Below are 19,704 nucleotides of genomic sequence, written 5' to 3' on the forward strand. Positions count from 1 at the left end.
GGCCTGCGGCCTTCCGCGCCGGGGCGGGCGCGGAAGGCCGCAGGCCGTGGGACGAGGGGCGGTCGTGGGGCGGGCCGCCGGCCCGCCCCACGACCGCGCGGGCTCAGCCCAGGACCTTCCGCAGAGCCGCGAGCGCGGACTCCAGCTCCTCCTCCGTGATGGTCAGCGGCGGCGCCAGCCGGATCGTGGAGCCGTGGGTGTCCTTGACCAGGACGCCCTCGGCCATGAGGCGCTCGCTGATCTGCCGCCCCGTGCCGATCGCGGGGTCGATGTCGACGCCCGCCCAGAGCCCGCGGGCCCGGTAGGCCGTGACGCCCGAGCCGGTGAGCGCGGCCAGACCCCGGCCCAGCACCTGGCCCAGCTCGGTGGCGCGCCGCTGGAACTCGCCGGTGGCCAGCAGGTCCACGACCGCCGAGCCGACCGCCGCGGAGAGCGGGTTGCCGCCGAACGTCGAGCCGTGCTCACCGGGCCGCAGCACGGAGAGCACGTCGCGGCGGGCGACCACCGCGGAGACCGGGACGATGCCGCCGCCCAGGGCCTTGCCCAGGAGCAGCATGTCCGGCACGACCGCCTCGTGCTCGACGGCCAGGGTTCGGCCGGTGCGCCCCAGGCCCGACTGGATCTCGTCGGCGATGAAGAGGCACCCCGCGCGCCGGGTCAGCTCGCGGACACCGGTGAGGTAGCCCTCGTCGGGGATGATGACGCCCGCCTCGCCCTGGATGGGCTCGATCAGCACGGCCGCCGTCGTCTCGTCCACGGCCGCCTCCAGCGCGGCGAGGTCGTTGTAGGGGACGACGCGGAAGCCGGGGGTGAAGGGACCGAAGCCGGTGCGGGCCGACTCGTCCGTCGAGAAGCTCACGATGGTCGTCGTGCGGCCGTGGAAGTTGCCGTCGGCGACGACGATCGTCGCCCGGTCCGGCGCGACGCCCTTGACCTCGTACGCCCACTTGCGCGCCACCTTGACGGCGCTCTCCACGGCCTCGGCGCCGGTGTTCATCGGCAGCACCATGTCGAGGCCGGTCAGCGCGGCCACGCGCTCGGCGAAGCCGGCCAGCCGGTCGTTGTGGAAGGCGCGCGAGGTGAGCGTGAGCTCGTCGAGCTGGCGGTGGGCCGCCTCGACGAGGGCGGGGTGGCGGTGCCCGAAGTTGAGGGCCGAGTAGCCGGCCAGCATGTCGAGGTAGCGGCGGCCCTCGACGTCCTCGACCCAGGTGCCCTCCGCGCGGGCGACGACCACGGGCAGGGGGTGGTAGTTGTGCGCGAGCACCGGGGCCTCGGCGCGGATCAGCTCCGCCGACGAACGCGTCTCGGAGGCGGACACCGGGGCGGCGGCGGTGGTGGCGGAAGCGGTCATCAGCGGATCTCCTGTGTGCAGCACTTGATGCCCCCGCCGGACTTGCGGAACTCCGAGAGGTCGACGGGGACGGGGGCGTAACCGCGATCGGCGAGCTGGTCGATCAGGCCGTGTGCCCGGGGGTCGATGAAGACGTGGTGGCCGTCGGAGACGGAGTTGAGGCCGAAGGTCAGGGCGTCCTCCTCGCTGGCGATCACCGCCTGCGGGAAGAGCCTCCGGAGGACCTCGCGGCTGCCGGGGGAGAACGCGCCCGGGTAGTACGCGACGTTCCCGGCGCCCGTCGCGTCGTCCTCGCCGCCCGTCTCGCGGAGGAGGAACAGCGCGGTGTCCAGGTGGTAGAAGCGGGGGTCCACCAGCTGGAGGCCGATCACCGGCCTGCCGAAGAACTCCTGCGCCTCGTGGTGGGCGGCCCGCTGCGTACGGAACCCGGTGCCCGCCAGCACGTACCGGCCGGTCGGCACGAGGTCGCCCTCGCCCTCGCAGACCGCCGAGGCCTGGTGGACGTCGTACCCGGCCTCCTTGAACCAGGCCGCGTACAGCTCGGCCTCCGGCTGCCGCTCGGGCGCGTGGAAGGAGGAGCCGAAGACCCGGCCGTCCACGACGAGGGCCGCGTTCGCCGCGAACACCATGTCGGGCAGGCCCTCCGCCGGGGCCACCGTCTCGACCGTGTGGCCATGGTCGCGGTAGACCTCGACCAGGTGGTGCCACTGGTCGCGGGCGAGCGAGAGGTCGACCCGGTCCTCGGGGTTCATCCACGGGTTGATGGCGTAACGCACGTCGAAGTAGCGGGGCTCGCACATCACGTAGCGCCGGGGGCGCCAGTCACGGCCGAGCGAGGCAGGTCTCACGGGCACAGAGGATTCCTCCGCCTTCTGCGATGACGACTGGGGTGCTCCCACCGTAGGAAACGGCCCGTTCACACAACAAGAACGAAGGGCTGCGCCCATACGCAGGAACGCTGCGTGGAACGGCGGGTCAGAGCAGGTTTCCTGCGCCGTTCGCCGCCGCGCCGGGGAGGGCTCCCGGGGCGGACTCGCTGGCCCCGGCCTCCGGGCTGTCGGGCAGCAGGTGGGACAGGACCATGTAGCTGATCGTCTTGCGGATGAAGGGCTCGCTGCGGATCCGCTCCAGCACCTCCTCGAAGTGCTCCACGTCGGTGGCCCTGACGTGCAGCAGCGCGTCGGCGGCGCCGGTCACCGTCATGGCCGCCGCGATCTCCGGGTACTTGCGCGCGACCTCCGCGAGGCGCCGGGGCGGGGCCGCGTTGTCGCAGTACACCTCGATGTACGCCTCCGTGCGCCAGCCCAGCGCGGACGGCCGGACGGTGGCCCTGAAGCCCGTGATCACGTCGGCCCTGCGCAGCCGGTCCACCCGGCGCTTGACCGCGGTGGCCGACAGGCCGACCTCCGCGCCGATCTCGGAGAAACTCGCCCGGGCGTTCGCCATCAGGGTCGCGACGATCTTCCGGTCGATCTCGTCGAACGGTGTGGACTTGGCTGTCATGGCAGGCGATCTTTCCTCGTGCCGCCCCGGGGCGGCGGTGGTTCCGCCCCCCATCTTGCCGGAGCGCTCCGGTGCCGCGCGGGGGCGTCCGTCGCCGCGGCCGCGCGTCCACGCGCCCGCCGGAGGGCGGTTTCCCCGCCGTACGCGTCGGCCGCCGGGCCGGGCGGGCGCGGCGCGCGGCCGGGGCGTTCATCCGCGTGGAGCGGGGCGCAGGGGGAGACGCGGGCCGCGCCGCGGGGCGGGATCACCGCCGTCTCCCACCCGACCCGTTCGCGTTTCGCACCCGGGTGGTCCACGGCGCCCGCCCTCCGGCGGGGCGTCGCGCCCCTCCGGCCCGGGGCCGCACCGCCGCGCGGTCCGCTCCCCGGCGGGGCGGGAGCCGCCTCCCGGACCGCTGGGGAGCGGACCGCGCGTCAGTGCGCCGGACGGACGACCATCGCGGACCCACCGCCCCGGCGAACCGTTTCGGCCGCGGCCAGCCAGCGTCCGTCCGGGAGGCGCTGGATCCCGGTGGCGGCGCCGATCTCCGGCGTCCGGCGGAAGGCGTGGCCCAGGGCGGTGAGGTGGGCGCGCAGCGGGCTGTCGTACAGGCCGGGTTCGAGGTCGGTGACGGGACGGTTGCGCTGGCTGGCGCGCGGCGCGGCGATCGCGTCGACCAACGGCAGACCCCGGTCGACGACGCCGGTGAGGGTCTGCAGGACGGTGGTGACGATGGTCGAGCCGCCGGGCGAGCCGAGCGCGAGGACGGGGCGGGCGTCGCGGTCCAGGACGATGGTCGGGGACATCGAGGAGCGCGGGCGCTTGCCGGGGCCGGGCAGGTTCGGGTCGTGGACCGCCGGGTCGGCCGGGGCGAAGGAGAAGTCGGTCAGCTCGTTGTTGAGGAGGAAGCCGCGGCCCGGCACGGTGATGCCGCTGCCGCCGGTCTGCTCGATGGTGAGGGTGTAGGCGACGACGTTGCCCCAGCGGTCGGAGACCGTCAGATGGGTGGTGTCCTCGCCCTCGTACGTCGTCGGCACCGCCTTCCCGGTCGTGGCGCACGGTTCGGGGTTACGCGGGTCCCCGGGGGCGAGCGGGCTGGTCAGGGCCTTGTCGTCGCTGATGAGGCAGGCCCGCGCGTCCGCGAACCGCTGCGACAGCAGCCCCCGCACCGGCACGTCCTCGAAGGCCGGGTCGCCCACCCACCTCCCGCGGTCGGCGAAGGCGACGCGGCTGGCCTCGACGAACCGGTGCAGGTACCCCTCGTGGGAGGCGCGCGACAGGTCCGTTCCCTCCAGGATGTTGAGCGCCTCGCCGACGGTGGTGCCGCCCGACGAGGACGGTGCCATGCCGTACACGTCGAGGCCCCGGTAGGAGACCCTGGTGGGGCGCCGGAAGATCGGCTCGTACTCCGCGAGGTCCCGCACCGTCAGGTCGCCGGGCCGCACGGTGCGATCGGCGCCGGGCCGCACGGGCGGGGTGCGGACGGTGCGGACGATGTCGCGGGCCAGGTCGCCCCGGTAGAGCGCCCCGGCGCCCCGGCGGGCCAGCTTCTCGTACGTGCGGGCGAGGTCGGGGTTCTTCATGACCGAGCCGACGACCGGCAGTTCGCCGCCCGGCAGGAACAGCTCGGCGCTGGCCGGGAAGTCCCGGAACCGGTCCTCGTTCTCACGGGTCTGCTCGCGGAACGTCTCGTCGACGACGAAGCCGTCCCTGGCCAGCCGCACGGCCGGCTCCAGCAGCTCCTTCAGCGGTTTGGTACCCCAGGCGTCGAGCGCGGATTCCCAGGTCGCGGGGGTGCCGGGGGTACCGACGCCGAGGCCGCCGGTCATGCCCTCCTCGAAGGGGATGGGTCTGCCGTCCTCCAGGAAGAGGGGAGGCGTCCGCCGAACGGGGCGCGGTCTCGCGGCCGTCGACGGTGTGGACGGTGCGGGTGCGGGCGTCGTAGTGGACGAGGTAGCCTCCCCCGCCGATGCCCGCCGAGTACGGCTCCGTGACGCCGAGGGCGGCGGCGGTGGCGACGGCCGCGTCGACGGCGTTGCCGCCCGCGCGCAGCACCTCGATCCCGGCCGCGGACGCGTCGGGGTCGACGCTGGAGACGGCCCCGCCGTACCCGACGGCGACGGGTTGCTTCGCGGGCGCCGGGGCGGTGGGCGCGGTCGCGGAGGGCGCGGGGCCGGGTGGCGCGGCCGCGCCGACCGCGAGGACCGTCGCGGCGGCGACGGCGAGGGAGACGTTCCGTACGGTGGGGCGACGCATGCGGGTACCTCCGGTCAACGGACTTCCGCGCAGCGTAACTTCAGACCGCACGGCGCGTCAGGACCGCCGCGCGCCCGCGGCTCCCGCGAGCCGGCGGGCACCGGGAGGCGGGGGCCGGGGGCGCGTCGGAGGCGGGGGCCGGCGTCCGGAGCGGTGCGTCAGACGTCCGGGTCCCGCCCGGTCGCGGCCCCGCGGACGCGTCCGCCCCGGAGCCGGGGGACCTACCCGGGGGTCTCCCCGCCGGCCGCCTCTCCGCGCTGCACGCGGGCGGGTGCCGCACCGGCGCGGCGGCCGGCGCGTCCGTGCGGACCGTTCCGCCGGGACCGCGCGGACCCATTGTTACCGTCACGTAACCCACCCGACCGTTACCTGAGGTAATCCCCAGGGGTTACCGTCGGGTCACTTCCAGCCCCGCGCCCACGCGAACGAGGAGCGACCCATGGGACACGCGCGCACAGCCATGCGCACCGCGGCCGTCGGCACCGCCGCCGCCGTCCTGGCCACGGGGGCGGCCTTCGGGTTCGCCCCCGCCGCCGCGGCCGGCACCGCCCCCGTGACCGCCGTCGCGGCCGGGGCCGCCGAGACGTCCGGCGTCCGGTTCGTCGACATCGCCGGGGACGGCGGCACCGTCCTCAAGGCCAACGTCGTCACCCCCTCCGACGCCACCGGCACCCGCCGCTACCCGGTCCTCGTGCTCCCCACCAGCTGGGGCATGCCGCAGGTCGAGTACCTGGCCCAGGCCCGCAGGCTCGCGGACGCCGGGTACGTCGTCGTCAGCTACAACTCGCGCGGTTTCTGGCAGTCCGGCGGCCACATCGAGGTCGCCGGCCCGCGCGACGTCGCCGACGCCTCCGCGGTCGTCGACTGGGCCCTCGCCCACACCCCCGCCGACCCCGACCGCATCGGCATGGCCGGCGTCTCGTACGGCGCCGGGATCACCCTCCTCGCCGCCGCGCACGACGAGCGGATCAAGGCCGTCGTGGCACTCAGCGGCTGGGCCGACCTGGTCGGCTCCATCTACAGCGGCCGCACGCAGCACCTCCAGGCCGCCGCCATGCTCGGCGGTTCCGCATACCTCACCGGCCGCCCCGGCCCCGAACTCCAGCGCATCCTCGCGGGCTTCCTCTCCTCGGACCTGGACGGCGAGCGGGAGATGATCGCGTGGGGCCGCGAGCGCTCCCCCCGCCACGTACGTCGACCGCATCAACGCCAACGGCGCCGCCGTCATGCTCGGCAACGCCTGGGGCGACACGCTCTTCCCGCCCAACCAGTACGCCTCCTTCTACGAGCGGCTCACCGGCCCCAAGCGCCTGGAGTTCCGCCCCGGGGACCACGCCACCGCCGAGGGCACCGGCCTGCTGGGGCTGCCCAACGACACCTGGACCAGCGCCCACCGCTGGTTCGACCACCACCTCAGGGGCGTCGACAACGGCGTCGACCGCGAACGGCCCGTCCAGCTCAGGTCCCGCACCTCCGGCGGCTACGAGGGGTACGCCGACTGGGCGTCGGTCGGCGCGCGCGAGGAGCGCCTCCCCCTCGGCGACCGGCGGATCGGCACCGGCGTGGACTCGGGCGCCAACGGCGGCACCCTCATGCTGTCCAGCACCCTCGACCAGTTCCTCCGGATCCCGCCGACCGTCTCGGTGCCGCTACTCCCCCGCTCGTACGCCGCCGTCTGGCAGTCGGAGCGGTACCCGACGGCGCGGCGCGTGCGCGGCACGGCGCGGCTGCACACCACCGTCACCGGCACGGCGAGCAGCGGCACCCTGGTGGCGTACCTGTACGACGTGGGGCCCCTGGGCGTCGGCAGGCTGGTGAGCAACGCGCCCCACACCTTCCACGGGAAGACGCCGGGCGAGCCGTTCACGGTGGACCTGGAGCTGTTCTCGACGGCGTACGACGTGCCGGCGGGACACCGGCTCGCCCTGGTCGTCGACACCGCCGACCCCCTGTACATGGAACACAACCCGGCCGGCGCGCGGCTGACCTTCTCCTCGCCGCCGTCCGACCCCTCGTACCTGTCGGTGCCGCTGCGCGCGGAGTGATCTTCGGCCGCCGCCGGACCGTACTGGAGACCTCCCTCTCCCTCGCGGGTACCGGGGCCAGCGCAAACTATCCAGCCCGGAAGGGGGCTCCACACCCCGACACGGAAATCGGGCATTAACGGTATTTCATGATGAGACGGGGCAAATGCTAGAGGGGTGGTCAGCGTCCCTCGGCCGCCTCCCCGTAGGTCTGCGACAGCTGGGGCGAGCCGGAGATCGCCCAGTCGAGGCCCGCGCCGACGACGTCGAGCTCCCGCCCGGAGGCCAGGCGGACCACGGCACGGCCACCGGGCAGGACGTCCCACACGGCGCCCGGCACGGTGCGCACGATCACCGTGCCGAGGTACAGGCCCGCGTCGTTGCCCAGCCACGGCAGCTCCTCGGGATCCTCGCGCCAGCGCGGCGGCATCTGGTCGAGGGCCTCCAGGGAGCGCGGGGTGTCGTCGAGCGGCACTCCCGCCTCCTCGGCCCGGGAACGCAGCAGGGCGCACTCGGAGAGCAGGCCGGCGACGCCCTCCGGGTCTCTCTCCAGGGCGGACGCGAGGGCCGTGCTCCGCCCGCCGGTACGCCGCCTGCGCCAGGAGTCCAGAAAAGGGATGTCCATACGGCCCAGCGTGTCACCCCGCGGGCGCCGCGCACTACGGGGCGCGCGCGGGGCCGGTGCGGACGGCGCCGGGTCACACGTCGAGGTCGACGACGACGGGGGCGTGGTCGGACGCCCCCTTGCCCTTGCGCTCCTCGCGGTCGACGTAGCCGTCCCGGACGGCGTCGGCGAACGGCCTGTTGCCGTACACCAGGTCGATGCGCATGCCGCGGTTCTTCGGGAAGCCCAACTGTCGGTAGTCCCAGTAGGTGAAGGGGCGGTCGTACTTGAGGGCGCGCGGCACGACGTCGCTCAGGCCCGTCCCGCGCAGGGCCTCCAGCGCGGCCCGCTCGGGCTCCGTGACGTGCGTGGAGCCCTCGAAGAGGGAGCGGTCCCACACGTCGTCGTCGGTGGGCGCGACGTTGAAGTCGCCGAGCACCGCGAAGGGGCGCGGACCCGCCGCGTCCTCGGCGACGGCGGCCCGGAGGGCCTCCAGCCAGCGCAGCTTGTACACGTAGTGGTCGTGGGCGACCTCGCGGCCGTTGGGCACGTACACGGACCAGAGGCGGACGGGGCCGCAGGTCGCGGAGACCGCCCGCGGCTCCTGCACGCCCTCGTACCCGGGCCCCCCGGGCAGACCGCGCACCACGTCGTCCAGGCCGACCCGGGAGACCAGGGCGACGCCGTTCCACCGGCCCGTGGCGTTCACCGCCGACTCGTACCCCAGCTCGCGCAGCTCGGCCGCGGGGAACTGCTCGGCGCCGCACTTGGTCTCCTGGACGCACAGCACGTCCGTGCCGCTGCTCTCCAGCCAGGCCAACAAGCGGGGCAGCCGGGCGGTGATCGAGTTGACGTTCCAGGTCGCGATGCGCATGCCGGACAGCCTAACGGCGGGGTCCGACGGCGGGCGCTCACGCCTCCGTGCGCGGCACCGCGGACGACGGCGCGCCGGGCCTCGGCGGGGCCTCGGCGGGGCCGCGACGCGGTCGTCGGAGCCGACGAGGACGAGGGTGGGGACGCCGACGCGGCCGAGGTCGGCGCGGACGTCGAAGGCGGCGATGTGGCGGCCGGGGTCGGTGGTGCGGGCCATCCGGCCGGCCCAGCCGACGATCCCGGGCCTGGCGGCGGCGAAGACGGAGGTGAACCACTGCCCGGGGACGAGGCGGGCCGTCGGTTCGAGGCCGCGGGCGCGGACACCGCGCCGCCGGTACTCGTCGGCGGTGCCGGGGCGGGGCGGGGCGACGGCCGGGGCGTCGGACACCGGATCCCACGGGTGGCGTGGCCCGGTCCGCGACGGTCGGCCCCGAACACGACCGCCCCGGGCATCGCCGGTCGCGGTGGCCGGCCCCACCGTCGATCAACCGGGCAGCCGGATGGCCGGGAGAACGCCCTGTCGGCGACCGTGGGACCGTCCCGGGCAAGTCGTCTACGGGGAAGGCGGAATCGTGCGCATCGTCACGACCACCGCCGCCGCGCTGGCCCTCGTCGGCCAAGCCGCGACGGCCGCCACCGCCCACCGACCGACCACCGACGGAATCTGGCGCATGGACGGCTACGGCACGGTCCTGTCCATCCGGAAGGGAACCTTCCAGGAGTACCAGACCACCGCCGTCAGCTGTCTCAAGGGCGATTCCCCGCAGCGGACCGGTCCCGGCGCCTACACCACGCCCGATGGCACTGTCCTCACCGTGCGCGCCCAAGGGGGCGGCGACCGCGGGGCCCTGCGGGTGGACGGCTCCGTCGGCGCCCGGAACCTGCGCCGGATCCCGGAGTTGCCCGACGCCTGCACGCGTCCGGCCCCTGAGGGCCCGCTCGCCGCCTTTGACGTCTTCTGGCAGTCCTTCGAGGAGAACTACCCCTTCTTTTCCGCCAAGGGCGTCGACTGGCACACCGTGCGCGACCGGTACCGCCCCCGGGTACACACGGGAACGACGAGGGACGAGCTCTACGCCGCCTTCAGCGAGATGGTCAAGCCGCTCCACGACGCCCACGTCGCCGTCCAGGACGGCAAACGCGTCTTCGCGCAGATTCGCCCCGGCACCGTCCGGCCCAGCGGGGAGTTGGACGCCGAGGTCAAGACGTTCGTCGTGGCGCACGACCTCGAGGACGCCCGCGACCTCCAGGACTTCGCCAACGGGCGGATCACCTACGCCGACCTCCCCGGCGGGCAGGGCCATCTGCGGATCTCCGGCTTCGGCGGGTACGCGGGCGGCGGCGCCCCTTTCGCCGCCCAGCTGGCCGAGCTCGACAGGGCGCTGGACACGGTCTTCGGCCAGGAGCGCACCCGGCGCCTGAAGGGCCTGATCATCGACCTGCGGGTCAATGGCGGCGGCTCCGACGCCTTGGGGATCCGCATCGCCGAGCGCCTCACCGCCCGCCGGCACCCGGCCGCTCGGTGCGGAGGCTTCGGACCGTGCCCGCTCCGTGTCCGGCGTACGAGTCGTGCCCGGCTCGCACGGCGGCCCGCCGCCGGGGCCGCCCCGGCCGCCGGCGGTCGGGCCGCCGCCGCGTACCGCCGTGTCCCCGGCGGCGCGCGTCCCGTGCCCGCCCGGGTGGGCGGCTCACCGGGGCGGCCCCGGCGTTCAGGAGCCGGGGTTCCCCAGGTCCGCCGCGAGCGAGCCGACGGCCGCGGGGTTGCGGGGGCTCTCGACGAGTTCGGCGTAGTCGAGAACGACGATCCGGTCGTTTCTCACGGCGGAGACGTTCGCGAGCGGCTTGTAGGACGTGAGGAACTCGCGCTTCTGCTCCGCGGTGGTGTCGCCGTAGTCGTTGATCACGATGACCTCGGGGTCGCGGGCGACGACCGTCTCCCAGCCCACGGTGGTCCAGCTGTCCTTGAGGTCCTTCATGATGTGGTCGCCGCCGGCCTTGGTGATGATGTCGTGGGGCCCGGCGAAGGCGCCGGACGTGAACGGCTTGTCCTGTCCGCTGTCGTAGAGGAACACCCGCGGCCGGTCGGCGCCCTTCGGGGCCTTCGCCTGTGCTTCGGCCACCTGCCCGCGGAACGAGGCGATGAGGGTCTCGGCCCTGTCCTCGACGTCGAACACCTTCCCCAGGTTCCGCAGGTCCGTGTAGAGCGCGTCGAGCGGCGGCATCACCCCGCGGGCCTTGCCCCGCCCGTTGCGGCACGACTCGCTGAGGAGGTACGAGTCGACGCCCACGCGCCGCAGCGCGGCGGGCGTGAAGCCCTCGCCCTCGTCGAAGCCGTAGTTCCAGCCCGCGAAGACCAGATCGGCGCGGGCGTTCAGGACCAGTTCCTTGTTGATCCGCTCCTTCGAGAGCCACTCGGCCTTCCGGTAGCCGTCCCTCCACGGCACCTTCGCGAGGTCGCCCCTGTCGTCGGGCATGACGTACCCCGCCATGTGGTCCTCGAGGCCCAGGGCGAACATGATCTCGGTGATCCCCACGTCGTTGGTGACCACACGGCGCGGAGCCCTCCGGAACGTCTTCCTCTCACCGCAGTTCTCGATCGTGACCGGGTAGTGGCCGTCGGAGGCCCGGGCGCCGCCCCCTCCGCCTCCCCCGGGGAGACGTCCGCCCCGCATCCGGTGGCGGTGAGGGCGAGGGCCAGGACGAGGGCGAGGGCGAGGGCGGCGGGGCGGGCGCGGTTCGGCATGGGGTGGCGACTCCTTCGGGAGCGGACGGGGGAGGACTACCGGGCGGGAAGACGGTCGAAGAGCAGCCGCACCGCGCCCGTCTCCGGGTGGGGGACGCGGTGTGCCCGCACGCCGAAGACGTCGGCCAGCAGGGCGGGCGTGAGAACGTCGTGGGGGGCACCGGAGGCGACGATCCGCCCGCCGTCGACGACGTGGACGAGGTCGCAGTGGAGTGCGGCGAGGTTGAGGTCGTGCAGCGCGGTGAGCACGGTCAGCCCGCTGGCCCGGACCAGCGCCAGGACCTCCAGCTGCTGGGCGATGTCCAGGTGGTTGGTGGGCTCGTCCAGCACCAGGACCCGCGGTTGCTGGCTGAGGGCGCGGGCGATCAGCACCCGTTGCTTCTCACCGCCGGAGAGCGTGAGGAAGCCGCGGTCGGCCAGGTGGCCGGCGCCGACCTCTTCCAGTGCGGCGGCGCACACGCGCCGGTCCTCGTCGGTCTCCCGGGCCACCGCCCCCTGGTGCGACAGCCTGCCCATGGCCACGACCTCGGCCACCGTGAAGTCGAACTCCGCGACCGCCTCCTGCGGAAGGGCCGCGAGCCGACGCGCGCTTTCGCGCGTGCTCATGGCCAGCAGGTCGTCACCGTCGAGGCGTACCGCACCGGCCGTGGGGCGCAGGGCCCGGTAGACGCACCGCAGCACGGTGGACTTGCCGCTGCCGTTGGGCCCGACGAGCCCCACGACCTGGCCGCTGCCCGCCCGCAGCGAGACGTCCTCCACCACCCGCGCACCGGAGATCTCCACGGTGACCATGTCGACGTCGACCCGCATCACACGCCTCCGAAGGTGTAGGTACGGCGGCGCATGAGCAGGACGAAGCAGGGCACGCCGACCGCGGCCGTCAGCACGCCCAGAGGCAGTTCGGCGGGGGCGAGCACCACCCGTGACAGGATGTCGACCCAGATCAGCAGCACGGCGCCGGCCAGGGGGCGACGGCCAGCAGCCGGCGGTGGTCCGCCCCGACGAGCATCCGGGCGGCGTGCGGGACCATCAGGCCCACGAAGCCGATCGCCCCGCTGACCGCGACCACGGCGCCGGTGACGACGGAGGCCGTGAGGAAGAGCTCCCTGCGCAGCCGCTCGGGGTCCGCCCCCAGCGCGGCGGCGGTCTCGTCGCCCATCGCCAGGGCGTTCAGGCGCCGGGCCGACCAGCCGAGGTGGGCGAGGCCGCCGAGCACCGCGACCGCGGCGATCGGCACGGAGGACCAGTTCGCCCCGCCCAGGCTGCCGAGCAGCCACATCATCGCGGACCGGGCCGCTTCACCGTGCTCGGCGGCGAACACCATGAACGTGGTCGCGGCCGAGAAGCCGTAGTACATCGCGGTACCGGTCAGCACGAGCCGGAGCGGAGTCAGACCCCGCGGGGTCCGGGCTATCGCGTACACCAGCGCCATGGCGGCGAGGGCGGAGAGGAAGGCCGCCGTGGACAGCGCCCAGACGCCGAGTGCGCCGAAGGCTCCGAAGATGAGCACGGCGTTGGCGCCGACGGCGGCGCCGGAGGAGATGCCGAGGACGAACGGGTCCGCCAGCGCGTTGCGGACCATGGCCTGGACGGCGATGCCGATGGATGCCAGACCGGCACCGACGACCGCCGCGAGCACGGCGCGCGGGAAGCGCAGCTCCCACACGATGGTGTAGGAGGGGAGTTGGTCCGGAGCGATGGACCCGCCGGTCAGTCCCGCCCAGAGGTGGTGCAGCGCCTCGGTCCACGAGAGCCCCGACGCCCCGATGCCCGCCCCGCAGGCCAGGGAGACGGGGAGCGCGACGCACAGGCCGGCCACGAGCAGGGGCAGCGGGACGCGCCGGGGTGGTGGGGGGCCCGCCGCGCGCGGTGCGGTGCGGCGGGGCGGGTATGCGGTCGCGGAGCGTGGCCACAGGCGGATCGCTTTCGCCTCGGGCCGTGCGCCTGCGTGATCGAAGGAGCGGGCCCGGGCGCCGGGCGCCGCGCGCAGCACCTCTCGCAGTCCACGGCGATTGACAGGAGCTTCACCACCGCGGGTAATCGGGCTCGCGGGATCCCGTGCGGGACCCCGCCTACCGTTGCGGGTCAGCGCCGGACTTCGACCGGACTTCCCCCACGAGGCGCTTGCAGCTTAGCGTGTGCCGCCGCGCTCCTTCCTCCCGAGCGGGGCGCGGGTTCGCGCCGCCGCGGCGGGGCCGTCCTCAGCGGGCGTCGGCCGTTCGCAGGGTGAGGATGCGCACGGTGCGCTCACCGGTGTGCGCGTCGCGCCCGTGCCAGCAGCGGTAGTTGTCGAGTACGAGGATGTCGCCCTCGGCGAGCCCGAAGCGCGGCAGGGCCGGTTCGAGGGCGTGCACGGACTCCTCGAAACGGGCCAGCATGGCGCGTACCCGGTCGGCGTCCGGGTCACGGTGCAGGGGGGCGGCCCCGTCGGTGCGGCGGGCGATACGGCGGCCGGTGCGGGTGTACTCGACGTGCCGGGCGACACGCGGGGCGGCGGGAAGTCCGCGCAGCCCGGCCCACTCGCCGTACAGGTCGACGTCGGTGCCGGTGAGGAAGTCCAGGAGGGCGGGGTCGGTCGACGCCAGGCCGTCGACGAAGCCGTACGCGTCGGCCGCGAAGGAGTCGCCTCCCGAGGGGGCGGGCCGGACGCACTGGATCAGGACGTGGTCCTCGTCGGGGTGGCGCCGCCTGCCGGGTACGCCGCCGACGTCGACGACGAGGTCGAGGCCGTCGGCGTGCAGGTGGACGGGGGCACCCTCCCGCGAGGTGCGCACGCGGTGCGGGTACAGCTCGCGCAGGCGGCTGCCGAGGGTGCGGGCCGCGGCGGCCGCGAGGGCGTCGGCGGTGTTCTCGTAGCCGGTGAGGACGACGGCTCCGTCCCGGGACAGGAGGGCGCGGGCCTCCCGTTCCCGTTCGCAGGGCACCCGGTCGGGTACGACGCCCGGGGGGACGGGGGAGGCTGGACGGCTGGGCGGTGGGATTGGAGGAGTACATGGCCCGAGCTTGCCGCATCAGGCGGCGTTCCGGGGTTTCCTCCCGGTTCGGGGCGGTGTTTCGGGTTCACGGGGAGGGGCGGGTGCCGGTCGCGGGGACGGCGGCCGGTGCGGTGGAGAGCGGGTCGGTGCCGGACCGCCGCGCGGCCCCGGGTCGCGGGCGCGTCCCGGACCGGAAGGCGCGGCCTGGCGCCGGAGGTCCGCCCGCCCCGAGGTCAGGGGGGAGCCGCCCCGAGGTCAGAGGCTCGCCGTGGAGACGACGTACACGCGGGGAGCCTCGGGGTCGGTCAGGTCGACGGTGATGTCCCGGGTCGGCCGGGGCCGGTCCCGGCGGTGGGTGGTGCCGGACCAGCGGCGGTCGGGCGGGAACGTCCAGCCGACGACACCGGCGTCGCGGCGGTCGACGGTGACGCGGCCGGCTTCGAGCTCGGCGCGGCCGGTGCCGCTGTCGCGGAGGAACGCGTCGAGCCCTGGGCCGGTGGTGGTGAACTGGACGTACAGCCGGCTCGACTTCCAGTTGCTGGTCTCGAAGTAGGCCACGTCCCGGGACTGGGCCGGGATCGGCACCTCGAAGATCCGGCGCTTCATCTTGGACGGCCAGCTGTCCCGGAGGCCGCTGGCGGAGGACTCGGCCGCCTTGTCGCGACCGCTGGAGCGGCTCTGCTCGGCGGAGACCGCCAGGTAGCCGGCGGGGATGCCGATGAGCAGGATGATGACGAGGGCGGTGAACCAGCGGCGGCGGACCGTCTGGGCACGGGTCTCGCCCGCCGGGCCGGGAGCGGTCCGGGCCGGGGCGGGCGCGGTCGGGGCGGTGCCGTTGCGGTTCTCGATGGGGTTCATGCTCCTGGTTCCTCGGTGGTGTTCCCGGGGCCGCGGGCGCCGCCGGCGCGGAGGGCCCGCGCGTACCTCTCGTACCGCTCGTAGCGCTCGACGCGGCGCCGGTTGGCGCGGCGGAAGCGGCGGGCGACCAGCCGGGCGAGGTCGGCGGCCCCGACCATGCCCGCCTCGGGACCCAGCTCCGCCTTGACGATGCGGGCCTCGGGGCGGTAGCCGCGGCCGGTGAGGTGGCGGCGGAAGGCGTCCCTGGCAGGGTCGATGAGCAGGTCGTCGGCGGCGCTGACCCCGCCGCCGACGACGAAGCAGGACGGGTCGAGGGCGGCGGCGAGGGAGGCGAGGCCGATGCCGAGCCACTGGCCGACGTCCTGGAGCAGCTCGACGCACATGGCGTCGCCCTCGCGGGCCAGCTCGGTGACGAGGGGGCCGGTGATGTCGGGGATGTCACCCCGGACGCGTTCGATGAGGGCGTGGGCGACCGGCGAGTCGGCGGCGGCGAGCTCGCGGGCCTCGCGGACCAGGGCGTTGCCGGAGCTGTACTGCTCCCAGCAGCCGCGGTTGCCGCACGGGCAGCGGTGGCCGCCGGGGACGACCCGCATGTGGCCGAACTCGCCGGCGACGCCGTACTCGCCGCGCTTGAGACGGCCGTCCTCCAGGACGCCGCCGCCGATTCCGGTGCCGAGGGTGATCATGACGAGGTGGTTCTCGCCGCGGCCGGCGCCGAAGCGCCACTCGGCCCAGGCGGCGGCGTTGGCGTCGTTGTCGATCACCACGGGGACGGGGAGCCGGGCCTGGAGGGAGTCGCGCAGGGGTTCGTTGCGCCAAGCCAGGTGCGGGGCGAAGAGGATTCGGCTGCGGTCGGCGTCGACCCAGCCGGCGGCGCCGATGCCGACGGCGTGGACGTCGTGCCGGTCGGACAGGTCCAGGACGAGTTCGACGATGGTGTCCTCGACGACCCCGGGGCTCTTGGACTTGTCGGGCGTCTCGACGCGGATCTTCTCCAGGACGGAGCCGTCCGCGTCGACGACCCCCGCCAGCACCTTCGTGCCGCCGATGTCGATGCCGACCGTGGGGACCCGGGGAGCGGCCGGGTGGGAGCGCCGCCCGCGGCTGCCGACGGCGCGCGGGAGGGGGCCGCGTTCCGCGGCGCGACGGGTGTCGCGGTGCGTGCTCACGGGTCCTGTCGTCCCTGCCTGTCGGTGGGCCGGGCGCGCTGCGGTCCGGCGGCGGGCGGCGCCCGCCACCGTCGATTCTGCCAGGAGCGGGCGCCCGGCCGGTTCACGTCGGGGCGGCGGTGTCCCCGGTGCGGCCGCCGGCCGCGACTCCGCGCCCGGACGGGACGAAGCGGCGGTCGACGGGACCGGCGCGGCGGGCGCGGGGCGAGTCTCGGGTGATGGGAGCACGCCGGGACCGGTGCCGAGGCCGGGTGCGGCCGGACGGCGCGGGGTGGCGGAGGCGGAGGCGGAGGCGGGGTGGCGGAGGGAGGCGGCCCGGGCAGCGCGGACGGAGGCGACGCTGCCAGGGCGGACGAGGGCGGCGCGGGACCGGGCGGACGGGAACCGTACCGTATTGACGGAGTGCCCTCGTTCTGCAGGTGCCGTATGCCTGTTTCCGGCGGGATGAACGGGGGTCACTGAGGCGGTGAGTCCGGGAGCCGCGCGGGCCCATCCGTGGAAGAAACGGACCACGGCACAGGTCCGTGATCGGCGGCGAAAGTGAGAGTCACCTGTGGGGCGACGTCAGTGGGCCCCGGGTCGTGTCCCGGAGCGTCTGCGGTGATGAAGGCGTGCGGGGAGATGGCTTGACCGCCCCGGGCCTTGCTGACCCGTGTCCCCGGCATGCGCGAAGTGGAAGGGCCCGGTCCGCGTGTCAGGACGGGTTTCCGGGTTCGGTTCGTACGGGGCACTCCGATCAGAAGGTCCGCGGCTCCTCTCACCATGCTGCTCAACGGCGCCGAGCACTCCGTTGACCCGGTTGCACGAGCGGGGGACTGGGTCGAGCCGATCAGGGGAGGGGCCCGTGGAGTCCAGCGTGTTCCGGATCGTTCAGGGCCGGGACGCTGCTTGTGGCAAGTACGGGCTCTGCGCGGTTCGTATCCCGGTTCCGGGCGGAGAGCCACGGCCAGCAAGGTGATCGATGGGTGACTGGGAGAGTCAGTGGCGTGAGGATTCCCTGCGCCGCCCGGACCGATCCGGCGGACCGGGGGCGTAGAGAGGTAGAGGGATTTCGATCACGCGTACCACGAGTAGAACGAGAGTGCTGACGGCGGCCTGCGCCATGGCTGCCGCCGTCGCGGTCCTGACCACTTTCGCGAACGCGGCGGCAGTCTGACCCGGTCGCGACGCGATCGGTCCCGGTACCGGCTTACAGGTGTACTCCAACGATGAGCACGTTCGCGTCTTCGGGGCGGAACGCGCCCTCGCCGAAGGGGTGCCGCTGCCCGGGCAGACCCAGGAGGACGGCGGTCGCGTCTCCCTCGCCGGACCCGTCCCTACCGTGGCGTCGCGTCAACTACTCCTCCCTCGGCCGGGGCCGCAACGGCACCCCCGCCCGAGAGGGCACCAACGACTTCGGCGCCCGGCACGCCGCCAACAAGCACAACATGCGCAGCAGGAAGGCCTCACCGCCCCCTACAGCGGCCGTGCCGGCCGGGGAAGCGGAAACCCTTGGGAGTACGACGGAGTCATCACCGGCGGAGGAAGCGTCCGCGCGACCATCACCAGCGTTGCCGAACGCGGTGAGCGCGGGCCGGGAGGCGTCCGGACACCCGGTGGACGCCCCATCGGGACCATCACCGTCTTCTGCCGCGGGCAGACGCTGTGCCCTGGCCGGGTGAACCGGATCTGACCGGACGCAGTGCCGGCGGACACTGGAGGAGGGAGCCTTGCGTCATGGAAAATCTCTCCTCCCGCGTTCTGCTGGCGCTGCGCCGGTTCATCGGGGTCCCGCTGTCGGGAACGGCTTGGTACGTCTACGGCGCACATCCCCTCGGGGACCCTGTCTTCAGGGTCCGGCTGAACGGCCCCGGCCATCCGGCCGAGCCCGTCGGCTCCCTCCTGGTCGACCTTCCGTTACCGGCGAGTACCGCGGAGGATCGCGGCTGGTGGTGGTACGTCGGAGCCCTGCGCCGTATCACCCGCCTCCTCTCCGGAACCGAAAGTCCGCTCGCGTACGGCGATGACGGCGTGGCGGTGGTGGACGCCGCCGCCGTCCTGGGGAAGGAGGGTTTCCCGGACGAGCCGGAGGTCACGCTGGAGGACGGAGCGGACTACGTCGTCGGCGATCTGTGCGGCGACGCGCTGTGGCACGGGACCCCCGCGTCCGCCGCGCCAGGCCTGTACCGCATGGTGGGCTTCGACCTGCGTACCTCCGACACTCTGCGCGTCTACCTGTCCCACCAGAACCGGGTGATCGGTGTCGACCTCGCCGTACGGGATGGGGGGACCGGACGGCCGCGCATCGTGGGCTGGTGGGCCTCCGCCAAACTCACGGCCCTTCTCCGCCCCGATGATCCCGCTTCCCCCGCCGTCCACAAGGTCCCCGGCACCGGGGACCCCGTCCGCGAGGCGGTCTACGACCTCACTCGCTGGGCCTGACCCGCCCCATCGCCCCGGTGACTTGGTCACCTGTCACTGCCGACCTCCGTGGCTGCAGTCCGGACCGCGTGTCAGGACGGGTTCACGCGTTCGACCTCGGTGGCCCGGTAGCGGTAGGACTCTGCGCCGGTCCGGAAGAAGGTGACGCGGTCGGCGACGGCCGCGCGGAGCCTGGGATCGGCGGGGGATCTCGTCCCGCTCGGCGAACGGCGGGTTCGTGGCGGCCACGGTGGCCCTCGGTGGCCCAGGACGGGGATCAGGTTTGCCTGCGACAGGCGATGTGGTCGAACCGGCCCCGCTTCGCGTATGCGGTCCACCGTGTGGCGTTGCTGGTGCTCGTGCCGGTGAGGTCGGCGAGGACGGATGCCTGCGGGTCGGAGGCCAGGGCGGGACGGGCGCTGTTGCGGCCGGCGAGGCCTTCGGAGCCGTGGCGCCGGAGCAGCGGGCCAAGGTGTCCGGACCGGGCGGGTCGTGCGGGTTCCCGACCGGGGAAGAGCCGTGGCGTTGTGCTGGCTGTCTGGTTGACGGTCCAGCGCTCCGCGCTTACTTCCCGCTGCCCAAGCAACAGCTGACCACCTCTGGGCGGCAGGCGCGGGCTGTGTCCGTCGGCGCTGGGTTCCACGGCGCCGCCGCTGACGATCACGTCGTGGACGGTGGGTCCGAGAAACCGCGTGCAGGGAAATCCGAGGAGCAGTACCAGGACCCCGGCGGTGCGGACGATGCCGGGGAGGGCCTCTGCCGGGAGGCGGCAGCGCAGTTGTTGAACCCGCTCTTCCTCCTCGGTGAACGCCTTGGGTAGGCGACGCGTGGGGACGGCACGTCCGGATCTGAGGCGGGGCCGCGGCGTCCGGCCCAGGTGATGAAGGGTCCGACGTCCCTCCCTGCGACGCTGTCTTCGTCGAACCACCGGTCGAGGTCGGGCTGAGTGAGCGGATCGAGGCCGGTTCC

General features: G+C 74.2%; 11 protein-coding genes and 5 pseudogenes. 3 read left to right on the forward strand and 13 right to left on the reverse strand.

Going from position 1 to position 19,704, the window contains the following annotated elements; all coding sequences use genetic code 11:
• Positions 1-103 precede the first annotated feature (103 nt).
• The 4 genes and pseudogenes from rocD to ggt form a co-directional block, all read right to left on the reverse strand.
• Positions 104-1,351, reverse strand: coding sequence for an ornithine--oxo-acid transaminase (gene rocD, locus LUW75_RS02670; protein WP_250334188.1), 1,248 nt, complete (start codon positions 1,349-1,351; stop codon positions 104-106).
• Positions 1,351-2,151: a dimethylargininase gene (gene ddaH, locus LUW75_RS02675; protein WP_250337521.1), complete on the reverse strand. Its 801-nt coding sequence runs from the start codon at positions 2,149-2,151 to the stop codon at positions 1,351-1,353. The genes rocD and ddaH overlap by 1 nt, the downstream gene beginning before the upstream one ends.
• Positions 2,152-2,326: 175 nt before the next feature.
• Positions 2,327-2,854 carry an Lrp/AsnC family transcriptional regulator gene (locus tag LUW75_RS02680; protein ID WP_250334189.1) on the reverse strand — a complete coding sequence of 176 codons (528 nt, stop codon included), beginning with the start codon at positions 2,852-2,854 and terminating at the stop codon, positions 2,327-2,329.
• 413 nt (positions 2,855-3,267) lie between these two features.
• A pseudogene (gene ggt / locus LUW75_RS02685) lies at positions 3,268-5,089 on the reverse strand (gamma-glutamyltransferase).
• Between the two features lie 439 nt (positions 5,090-5,528).
• On the opposite strand from ggt, the pseudogene LUW75_RS02690 reads away from it, so the two are divergent.
• Positions 5,529-7,134, forward strand: a pseudogene (locus LUW75_RS02690) (alpha/beta fold hydrolase).
• Between the two features lie 160 nt (positions 7,135-7,294).
• On the opposite strand, the gene LUW75_RS02695 reads toward LUW75_RS02690, so the two are convergent.
• Entirely contained in the window at positions 7,295-7,738 is a 444-nt protein-coding gene (locus tag LUW75_RS02695; protein ID WP_250334190.1) for a DUF6278 family protein, read from the reverse strand.
• A 73-nt stretch (positions 7,739-7,811) separates the two neighbouring features.
• On the reverse strand, positions 7,812-8,591 hold the full coding sequence (locus tag LUW75_RS02700; protein ID WP_250337522.1) for an exodeoxyribonuclease III: 780 nt from the start codon (positions 8,589-8,591) through the stop codon (positions 7,812-7,814).
• Between the two features lie 571 nt (positions 8,592-9,162).
• Here LUW75_RS02700 and LUW75_RS02705 point away from each other — a divergent pair.
• Positions 9,163-10,104 (forward strand): annotated as a pseudogene (locus tag LUW75_RS02705) (S41 family peptidase); the annotation flags it as partial.
• 195 nt (positions 10,105-10,299) lie between these two features.
• Here LUW75_RS02705 and LUW75_RS02710 read toward each other — a convergent pair.
• The 6 genes and pseudogenes from LUW75_RS02710 to LUW75_RS02735 form a co-directional block, all read right to left on the reverse strand.
• Positions 10,300-11,333 (reverse strand): annotated as a pseudogene (locus tag LUW75_RS02710) (ABC transporter substrate-binding protein).
• 36 nt (positions 11,334-11,369) lie between these two features.
• Positions 11,370-12,143 carry an ABC transporter ATP-binding protein gene (locus tag LUW75_RS02715; protein ID WP_250334191.1) on the reverse strand — a complete coding sequence of 258 codons (774 nt, stop codon included), beginning with the start codon at positions 12,141-12,143 and terminating at the stop codon, positions 11,370-11,372.
• A pseudogene (locus LUW75_RS02720) lies at positions 12,143-13,246 on the reverse strand (FecCD family ABC transporter permease). Before LUW75_RS02720 ends, LUW75_RS02715 begins: the two are co-directional and overlap by 1 nt.
• A 288-nt stretch (positions 13,247-13,534) precedes the next feature.
• Positions 13,535-14,257: a TauD/TfdA family dioxygenase gene (locus tag LUW75_RS02725; RefSeq protein ID WP_250334192.1), complete on the reverse strand. Its 723-nt coding sequence runs from the start codon at positions 14,255-14,257 to the stop codon at positions 13,535-13,537.
• Between the two features lie 306 nt (positions 14,258-14,563).
• A complete protein-coding gene (locus LUW75_RS02730; protein ID WP_250334193.1) occupies positions 14,564-15,166 on the reverse strand; it encodes a hypothetical protein in 603 nt (200 codons plus the stop codon).
• Positions 15,163-16,335 (reverse strand): ROK family glucokinase, encoded by a 1,173-nt coding sequence (locus tag LUW75_RS02735; RefSeq protein WP_250334194.1) that lies wholly within the window; start codon positions 16,333-16,335, stop codon positions 15,163-15,165. The genes LUW75_RS02730 and LUW75_RS02735 overlap by 4 nt, the downstream gene beginning before the upstream one ends.
• Positions 16,336-18,051: 1,716 nt before the next feature.
• On the opposite strand from LUW75_RS02735, the gene LUW75_RS02740 reads away from it, so the two are divergent.
• Positions 18,052-18,756 (forward strand): hypothetical protein, encoded by a 705-nt coding sequence (locus LUW75_RS02740; protein ID WP_250334195.1) that lies wholly within the window; start codon positions 18,052-18,054, stop codon positions 18,754-18,756.
• A 256-nt stretch (positions 18,757-19,012) separates the two neighbouring features.
• Here the strand turns inward: LUW75_RS02740 and LUW75_RS02745 are convergent, their stop codons facing one another.
• On the reverse strand, positions 19,013-19,399 hold the full coding sequence (locus tag LUW75_RS02745) for a hypothetical protein (protein WP_250334196.1): 387 nt from the start codon (positions 19,397-19,399) through the stop codon (positions 19,013-19,015).
• Between the last annotated feature and the right edge of the window lie 305 nt (positions 19,400-19,704).

The sequence above is a fragment of the Streptomyces sp. MRC013 genome (assembly GCF_023614235.1).
Taxonomy (GTDB): Bacteria; Actinomycetota; Actinomycetes; order Streptomycetales; family Streptomycetaceae; genus Streptomyces.

What these genes read in the sequence shown, in the direction of transcription:
- rocD (WP_250334188.1), bottom strand. Translation starts at nt 1,351, where the DNA reads ATGACCGCTTCCGCCACCACCGCCGCCGCCCCGGTGTCCGCCTCCGAG.
- ddaH (WP_250337521.1), bottom strand. Translation starts at nt 2,151, where the DNA reads ATGTGCGAGCCCCGCTACTTCGACGTGCGTTACGCCATCAACCCGTGG.
- LUW75_RS02680 (WP_250334189.1), bottom strand. Translation starts at nt 2,854, where the DNA reads ATGACAGCCAAGTCCACACCGTTCGACGAGATCGACCGGAAGATCGTC.
- LUW75_RS02695 (WP_250334190.1), bottom strand. Translation starts at nt 7,738, where the DNA reads ATGGACATCCCTTTTCTGGACTCCTGGCGCAGGCGGCGTACCGGCGGG.
- LUW75_RS02700 (WP_250337522.1), bottom strand. Translation starts at nt 8,591, where the DNA reads ATGCGCATCGCGACCTGGAACGTCAACTCGATCACCGCCCGGCTGCCC.
- LUW75_RS02715 (WP_250334191.1), bottom strand. Translation starts at nt 12,143, where the DNA reads ATGCGGGTCGACGTCGACATGGTCACCGTGGAGATCTCCGGTGCGCGG.
- LUW75_RS02730 (WP_250334193.1), bottom strand. Translation starts at nt 15,166, where the DNA reads ATGAACCCCATCGAGAACCGCAACGGCACCGCCCCGACCGCGCCCGCC.
- LUW75_RS02740 (WP_250334195.1), top strand. Translation starts at nt 18,052, where the DNA reads ATGGAAAATCTCTCCTCCCGCGTTCTGCTGGCGCTGCGCCGGTTCATC.